This is a genomic window from Actinomadura hibisca NBRC 15177 (assembly GCF_001552635.1).
Lineage (GTDB): Bacteria > Actinomycetota > Actinomycetes > Streptosporangiales > Streptosporangiaceae > Spirillospora > Spirillospora hibisca.
In genome coordinates this window covers 94333-101418 of sequence record NZ_BCRO01000020.1, presented here as the reverse complement: position 1 = coordinate 101418, position 7086 = coordinate 94333, and the positions used below count along the sequence as shown (strand labels likewise).

The 7086-nt window shown below is 73.8% G+C and carries 7 protein-coding genes; 6 read left to right on the top strand and 1 reads right to left on the bottom strand.

Translation table 11 applies throughout. The features are described from left to right. The 4 genes from AH6_RS10520 to AH6_RS10505 all read left to right on the top strand — a co-directional run. Positions 1 to 1289: amidohydrolase family protein (locus tag AH6_RS10520; RefSeq protein WP_067477554.1), on the top strand; the 1289-nt coding region annotated here is incomplete at its 5' end. 91 nt (positions 1290 to 1380) lie between these two features. After that, positions 1381 to 2877: a carboxyl transferase domain-containing protein gene (locus AH6_RS10515; protein ID WP_067477551.1), complete on the top strand. Its 1497-nt coding sequence runs from the start codon at positions 1381 to 1383 to the stop codon at positions 2875 to 2877. Between the two features lie 81 nt (positions 2878 to 2958). Further along, a complete protein-coding gene (locus AH6_RS10510) occupies positions 2959 to 3855 on the top strand; it encodes an NAD-dependent epimerase/dehydratase family protein (RefSeq protein WP_067477548.1) in 897 nt (298 codons plus the stop codon). Further along, positions 3852 to 4721, top strand: coding sequence for an RNA polymerase sigma-70 factor (locus tag AH6_RS10505; protein ID WP_067477545.1), 870 nt, complete (start codon positions 3852 to 3854; stop codon positions 4719 to 4721). The genes AH6_RS10510 and AH6_RS10505 overlap by 4 nt, the downstream gene beginning before the upstream one ends. A gap of 1 nt (position 4722) precedes the next feature. Here AH6_RS10505 and AH6_RS10500 read toward each other — a convergent pair whose 3' ends face one another. Next, the gene (locus tag AH6_RS10500) at positions 4723 to 5520 is read right to left on the bottom strand and encodes an inositol monophosphatase family protein (protein ID WP_218005770.1); all 798 of its coding nucleotides are present in this window, start codon (positions 5518 to 5520) and stop codon (positions 4723 to 4725) included. A gap of 225 nt (positions 5521 to 5745) precedes the next feature. Here AH6_RS10500 and AH6_RS10495 point away from each other — a divergent pair, with 225 nt between their 5' ends. After that, positions 5746 to 6648, top strand: coding sequence for a metal-dependent hydrolase (locus tag AH6_RS10495; protein WP_067477542.1), 903 nt, complete (start codon positions 5746 to 5748; stop codon positions 6646 to 6648). 143 nt (positions 6649 to 6791) lie between these two features. Next, the gene (locus AH6_RS10490; protein WP_067477539.1) at positions 6792 to 7082 is read left to right on the top strand and encodes a hypothetical protein; all 291 of its coding nucleotides are present in this window, start codon (positions 6792 to 6794) and stop codon (positions 7080 to 7082) included. Positions 7083 to 7086: the final 4 nt, after the last annotated feature.

The window sequence follows — 7086 nt, the reverse complement described above, 5'->3', positions numbered from 1 at the left end:
CCCGCGGCTACCCGACCTTCAAGGACTGGCCCGCCCATGACTCGCTCACCCACCAGCAGACCTACTACAAGTGGGTCGAACGGTCCTGGCGGGGCGGGCAGCGCGTCCTGGTCAACCAGCTCGTCGCCAACCGCACGTTGTGCGAGATCTACCCGCTGAAGAAGAACTCCTGCGACGAGATGGACTCCCGGCGCCTCCAGGCCCAGCGCACCCGCGAGCTTCAAGACCACGTGGACAAGGAGTACGGCGGCCCCGGCAAGGGCTGGTTCCGGATCGTGGAGAGCCCCGAGCAGGCCCGGTCGGTGATCAAGGCGGGCAAGCTCGCGGTGGTGCTGGGCGTCGAGACCTCCGAGCCGTTCGGCTGCCGCCAGATCGTCGGCAAGGCGCAGTGCACCGAGGCCGACATCGACAGGGGCCTGGACGAGCTGCACCGCATCGGCGTCCGCTCGATGTTCCTGTGCCACAAGTTCGACAACGCCCTGTGCGGCGTGCGCTTCGACCCCGACACCACCGGCGTCATCATGAACCTCGGCAACTTCGTGGGCTCGGGCCGCTTCTGGCAGGCCGACACCTGCACCGCGCCCGAGCACGACAACCCGATCACGCCGTCCGGCGGCCTCGGCGACCTGCTCGCGGGCCCGCTGCGCGACCTGCGCGGCCTCGGCGTGACGTTGCCGATCTACCCCAAGGGCCCGCACTGCAACGTCAACGGCCTGACCGCCCTCGGCGAGCACGCGCTCAGGGGCATGACGAAGCGCAAGATGATCGTCGAGCTGGACCACATGAGCGCCAAGGCGGCCGGGCAGGCGCTGGACCTGCTGGAGAAGGACGGCTACTCCGGCGTCATCTCCTCGCACAGCTGGTCCGACGAGCACTACGCGCGGCGCATCTACCGGCTCGGCGGGATGGTCACCTCCTACGGCTCCCCGGCCGACGCGTTCACCTCGGAGTGGCGCAGGGCCAAGGAGCTGCGCGACGACCGGTACGTGTTCGGCTACGGGTACGGCCTGGACGCCAACGGCATGGGCCCGCTGCCCGGCCCGCGCAAGAACGCGTCCGACAAGCCGCTCGAATACCCCTACACCTCGCCCGTCGACCCCGGCGTCACGCTGGACCGGCAGACCACCGGCGACCGCACCTGGGACCTCAACACCGACGGCGTCGCCAACTACGGCCTGGTCCCGGACTGGATCGCCGACATGCGCAACGTCTCCGGCGGCGAGATCACCGACGACATGGCGCGCGGCGCGGAGGCCTACCTCCAGATGTGGGGGCGCGCCGAACGTTGATCCGCGACGCGGCGGCCCGGCGGCGACCCTCCGCCGGGCCGCCGCGCACGCTGTTGAAAGGATGGGCCGACCCACCCTGAGGAGGCCGCCGATGACCGAGCGTGTCGGAGCGCGCGACCTGTTGCGGCGCGTGCTGGACGACGGGTCCTGGACGTCCTGGGACACCGCCCCGCTCCCGGTCGCCGAGCCGGGTTCCCGCTACGCCGACGAGCTGGCCGCCGCCCGCGAGCGCAGCGGTTGCGACGAGGCCGTCGTCACCGGCACCGGCCTGCTGCGCGGCCGCCGCGTCGCCTGCATCGCCTCGGAGTTCCGGTTCCTGGCGGGCTCGATCGGCCTGGCGACGGCCGAGCGCATCGTCGCGGCCGTCGAGCGCGCCACCGCCGAGGGCCTGCCGCTGCTGGCCGCGCCGTCCTCCGGCGGCACCCGGATGCAGGAGGGCACCGCCGCGTTCGCGCAGATGGCGCGGATCACCGCCGCCGTCACCGAGCACCGCGCCGCCGGGCTGCCCTACCTCGTCTACCTGCGGCATCCCACCACCGGCGGGGTGTTCGCGTCGTGGGGGTCGCTGGGCCACCTGACCGCCGCCGAGCCGGGCGCGCTGATCGGGTTCCTGGGGCCGCGCGTCTACGAGGGCCTGTACGGGGAGCCGTTCCCCGAAGGCGTGCAGGTCGCCGAGAACCTGGCGGCCAAGGGCCTGGTGGACGCGGTCGTGGAGATCGACCACCTGGCCGACGTGGCGGCCGACGCGCTGGAGGTGCTGTGCGCGGACGAACCCGCCGCTCCGCCCCCACCGCCGGAGACCGCCGTCCCTTCCGACGAACCGGCGTGGGAGTCGATCGAACGTTCCCGCCGCCCCGACCGGCCCGGCGTCCGCGAGCTGCTGCGGCACGGCGCCGACCACGTCACCCCGCTGTCGGGCACCGGCCAGGGCGAGGCCGAGCCCGGCCTGCTGCTGGCGCTGGCCCGCTTCGGCGCGTCCCCGTGCGTGCTGGTCGGCCAGGACCGCCGCAGCCAGCGGTCGGGCCACCCGCTCGGCCCGGCCGGGCTGCGGGTCGCGCGGCGCGGCATGGGCCTGGCCGCCGAGCTGGACCTGCCGCTGGTCACGGTCGTGGACACCCCCGGCGCGGTGTTGTCGGCCGAGGCCGAGGAGGGCGGGCTCGCCGGGGAGATCGCGCGCTGCCTCGCCGACCTGATCACCCTGCCCGCGCCCACCCTCTGCCTGCTGCTGGGGGAGGGGACCGGCGGGGCCGCGCTCGCGCTGCTGCCCGCCGACCGCGTGCTGGCCGCCCGGCACGCCTGGTTGTCGCCGCTGCCGCCCGAGGGCGCGTCGGTGATCGTGCACCGCACCGCCGACCGCGCGCCCGAGATGGCCGAGGCGCAGGGCGTGCGCGCCGCCGACCTGCTGCGCGACGGCATCGTGGACGCCCTGGTGGACGAGCGCCCGGACGCCGCCGACGAGCCGGAAGCGTTCTGCGACCGCGCCGCCCGCGCCGTCGAGCACGCGCTGCGCGCCCTGGCCACGACCGATCCCGCCGACCGCCGCGCGGCCCGCCGCGACCGCTACCGGAACCTGGGCCGACGCATGTGACGCAGGCCACTCCGCCGGTGGTCACATTCGGGGACGCCCGCCCGTCCTGTCCCCGGAAACCGAATCCGAGGAGTGATCGTCATGCGCGTTCTCGTCGCCGGAGCCACCGGGGTCATCGGCCGCCAGTTGGTCCCGCTGCTCACCGCCACCGGGCACGAGGTGATCGGCCTGTCCCGCACCGGCCAGGTCAAGGCCGACGCCCTGGACCGGGCCGCGCTCACCAGGGCCGTCAAGGACGCCGCCCCCGACGCGGTGGTCCACCTGCTGACCGCCATCCCCGCCGAGATCAGCCCGCGCCACATGGAACGCGACTTCGCGCTCACCAACCGGCTGCGCACCGAGGGCACCCGCAACCTGCTGGACGCCGCCCACGAGGCGGGCGCGACCCGGATCATCTCCCAGGGCGTCGCCTTCGCCTACGACCCCGCGCCGGGCCTCGCCAACGAGGACGCCCCGTTCTGGACCAACCCGCCCAAACCGTCGGCGACCACCCTGGCCGCGCTGGAGACCCTGGAGAAGCTGACCGGCGAGGCGGACGGCCTGGTGTTGCGCTTCGGGCACCTCTACGGGCCGGGCACCGTGTTCGCGGCCGACGGCTCCATCGTCCGGCAGGTCCGGGCCCGCAAGATGCCGCTCGTCGGCAAGGGGAGCGCGGTCTTCTCCTTCACCCACACCCACGACGCCGCCACCGCCGTCGTGTCGGCGCTGTCGCGGCCGGTCGGCGGCGCGCTCAACATCGTGGACGACGACCCCGTGCCCGTCGCCGACTGGCTCCCCACCCTCGCCGCGATCCTGGGCGCGCCCAAACCGCAGCGCGTCCCCACCGCGCTGGCCCGGCTCATCGCGGGCCCGTGGGGCGTGGCGTTCATGACCAGGCTGCGGGGCGCCGACAACGCCCGCGCCCGGCTGGAGTTGAATTGGCGGCCACGCCACACCTCGTGGCGCGACGGCTTCGCCGCCGAACTGGGGGAACGGTGAACGAGGAGTTCGAGGAGCACCGGCCGCTGCTGCTCGGCCTGGCCTACCGGATGCTGGGCAGCATGTGGGACGCCGAGGACGTGGTGCAGGAGGCGTACCTGCGCTGGAGCGGCACCGACCGGACGCGGGTCCGCGCGGCGCGGCCCTTCCTGGCGACGATCGTGTCGCGCCTCGCGTTGGACCAGCTCCGCTCGGCCCGCGTCACCCGCGAGTCCTACACCGGGCCGTGGCTGCCCGAGCCCGTCGCCACCGACGGGCTCGGCCCCGTGGACACCGCCGAGCAGCGCGACACCCTCTCCTACGCCACCCTGCACATGATGGAGCGCCTCACCCCGCCCGAACGCGCCGTGCTCGTGCTGCGCGAGGCGTTCGAGATGCCCTACGAGCAGATCGCCGACGTGGTGGGCGCCTCGGCCGCCACCTGCCGCCAGACCTACCGGCGCGCCGCCCGCCACCTGGCCGAACGCCGCGACCGGACGCAGCCGACGCGCGAGGAGCACGCCGCGCTGCTCGCCCGCTTCCTGGACGCGGCGGCGGGCGGCGACCTGGCCGCCCTCACCGACCTGCTCAGCGCCGACGTCACCGCCTGGAACGACGGCGGCGGCAAGGTCCGCGCCGCGCTGCGCCCGATCCTCGGCCGCGAGCGCGTCATCGCGTTCGTCCTCGGCCTGGTCGCCCAGTACGGCCTGGGCGAGATGGAGGCGATCGAGGTCAACGGCGAGCTCGCGGTCCAGGTGACGGTGGACGGCGTGACGCAGGTCGTCACCGCCGACGTGCGCGACGGCCGCATCCACGCCCTGTTCAACGTCCGCAACCCGGACAAGCTGCACCATCTCCCCGCCCGGCCCGCAGCGGAGGACGCGTGACTCAGCCGTCGAGGGCCGCGAGCGCCGCCGCGTGCAGCTCGGGCGTGGCGGCCGCGACGACGAAGCCGCCGTCCACCGGCGTCCGTCCGGCCCGATCGGTGATCACGCCCCCCGCCGCGCGGACGATCGGGATCAGCGCGCCGACGTCGTAGGGCTGGAGCCCGTTCTCCACCACCAGGTCGAGCTGCCCGAGCGCGAGCAGGCCGTAGGAGTAGCAGTCGCCGCCGAAGCGCTGGAGCCGCACCGCCGTGGAGATCCGCCCGAACGCGGCCCGCTCCTCGTCGGTCTCGAACATGCTGGGGTGCGTGGTGTACATGACCGCCTCGCCCAGCTCGGTGGTGGGCCGGACGCGCAGCGGCGCGCGGCCGTGCGGCCCGTCGAACCATCCCTCGCCATCGATCGCGCCGAAGGTCTCGCCCAGGTAAGGCTGGCGCAGCCACCCCGCCACCGGATCGTCACCGACCGACAGACCGAGCAACACGCCCCACATCGGGACGCCGCTGACGAACGCCTTGGTCCCGTCGATCGGGTCGATCAGCCAGGTGCGGCCGCTCGCGCCGCTGCCCGACGTCCCGGCCTCCTCGCCGATCACCCGGTCGCCGGGGAACAGGCGGCTCAGCTCCTCCCGCAGGAAGCCCTCCACCGCCTTGTCGGCCTCGGTCACCGGGTCGTAGGCCCCGGGACGGCCCTTGTCCAGCTCGCCCAGCGCCGCCGGGTCCTGCCGGAACCAGCGCAGCGCCAGTTCCCCGGCCTCCGCCATCAGGGCGGGCACCCGGTCCCGCGCAACATCATCGATCACGCACCCATCATGGCGGACCCGGCCGTGATCACGTTCCGGGGCCCGGCGGAATCCGGATCGAGGCGGCGGTGCAAGTTACTGGACGGTTCATCCAATTGTGACGCACGCAACGCGCCGCCGGTCTTGCCCGGACACGGGCGGATTCCTACCGTCGAGATGTGTCCCAGGTCACCACGACGACCCCGGGACGTTCCCTCCCCGGCACGGACCTCACAGGAGAGTCCCATGAGCCCAGCAGCGGCCCGGCGCCGCGTCACGATCACCCCGCGCACCGTGCGCACGCGCCGCATCGCGTTCGAGTACCCGCCCGAGCGGCTGCCCCGCCACTACGTCGGCGGCGACCTGGTGATGAGCCACGTCGTCACCGTGCTGTCCAGCTTCTTCCCCGAAGGCGAGGACTTCTTCATCCGCTCGGTGCGCAACTACCGCGACCGCGTCACCGACCCCGAACTGAAGGCGCAGGTCGCCGGGTTCATCGGGCAGGAGGTGACGCACAGCCGCGAGCACCGCAACTTCAACGACCGGCTCGGCGCCCTCGGCTACCCGACCCGCCAGATCGACCGGGCGATCGGGGCGCTGCTGCGCTTCGGCGACCGCACGACGCCGCGCAGCAGCCGCCTCGCGGTGACCGCCGCGCTGGAGCACTACACCGCGACCCTCGCCGAGGTGCTGCTGACCGACGCGCGGGCGCGCGAGATGTTCGACGTCGACGAGGTCCGCTCGATGCTCGAATGGCACGCGCTGGAGGAGAACGAGCACAAGTCGGTCGCGTTCGACGTCTACCAGACCGCCGTCGGCAACCAGTTCCGCCGCGTGTGGACGATGCGCGTCACGACCGTCAGCTTCCTGGGCATCACGATCCTGGCGACGGTCTACTCGCTGCTGCGCGACCCCGTCGTCTACCGGCAGCCGCGCCGCCTGGCCGCGAGCCTGCGCGGGCTGCGGCACTCGCCGTGGCTCACCCCGGAGGTGGCGCGGCACATCCGCGACTACAACCGGCGCGACTTCCACCCCGACGACCACGACACCACCGCGCTGATCGAGGAGTGGAAGGTGCGCCTGTTCGGGACCGAGGGCGAGCTGACCGAGCGCACCAAGGGGCGGCCGGAGGAGGCCACCCCGAGTTGACGCGCGCCGGGTATGGCCCCGGTAGGCCGCCGGGCGCGACGGCAAGGACGCGGTCGGCGGCCGGTGATGCTTGCCTCGCGCATCGGCAAAAGCGGCGGAGATCGTGTGCCGCCGCCGCGCGGCGCGCGGCTACGGTGCCGCACATGTCGAACAACACGGCACACGAGATGTCACCCGGCCAGGGCCGGGTGACGGGACGCTACGCGCACCCGGGCGATCCGGTCGGGATGACGCACCCGCTGAGCGGGATGCCGCAGGGGGCGGTGATGGCGAACAAGGAGCTGGACCCGGCGGTCGCGGGCCTGGTGGCGTGGCTGCCGCCGTCCGGCGGCACCCTGTCGCGGGCCGCGATCGACCGCTGGACCGACGCGGCCCGCACGGTCCTGACCCTGGCCCACGCCCGCGACGAGGAGGAGCGGCAGCCGGCCGAGTGACCGA

Bases quoted from the DNA above. Each gene is read 5' to 3' on its own strand.
- AH6_RS10515 (WP_067477551.1), top strand. From the start codon at position 1,381: ATGACCGAGCGTGTCGGAGCGCGCGACCTGTTGCGGCGCGTGCTGGAC.
- AH6_RS10490 (WP_067477539.1), top strand. From the start codon at position 6,792: ATGTCGAACAACACGGCACACGAGATGTCACCCGGCCAGGGCCGGGTG.
- AH6_RS10510 (WP_067477548.1), top strand. From the start codon at position 2,959: ATGCGCGTTCTCGTCGCCGGAGCCACCGGGGTCATCGGCCGCCAGTTG.
- AH6_RS10495 (WP_067477542.1), top strand. From the start codon at position 5,746: ATGAGCCCAGCAGCGGCCCGGCGCCGCGTCACGATCACCCCGCGCACC.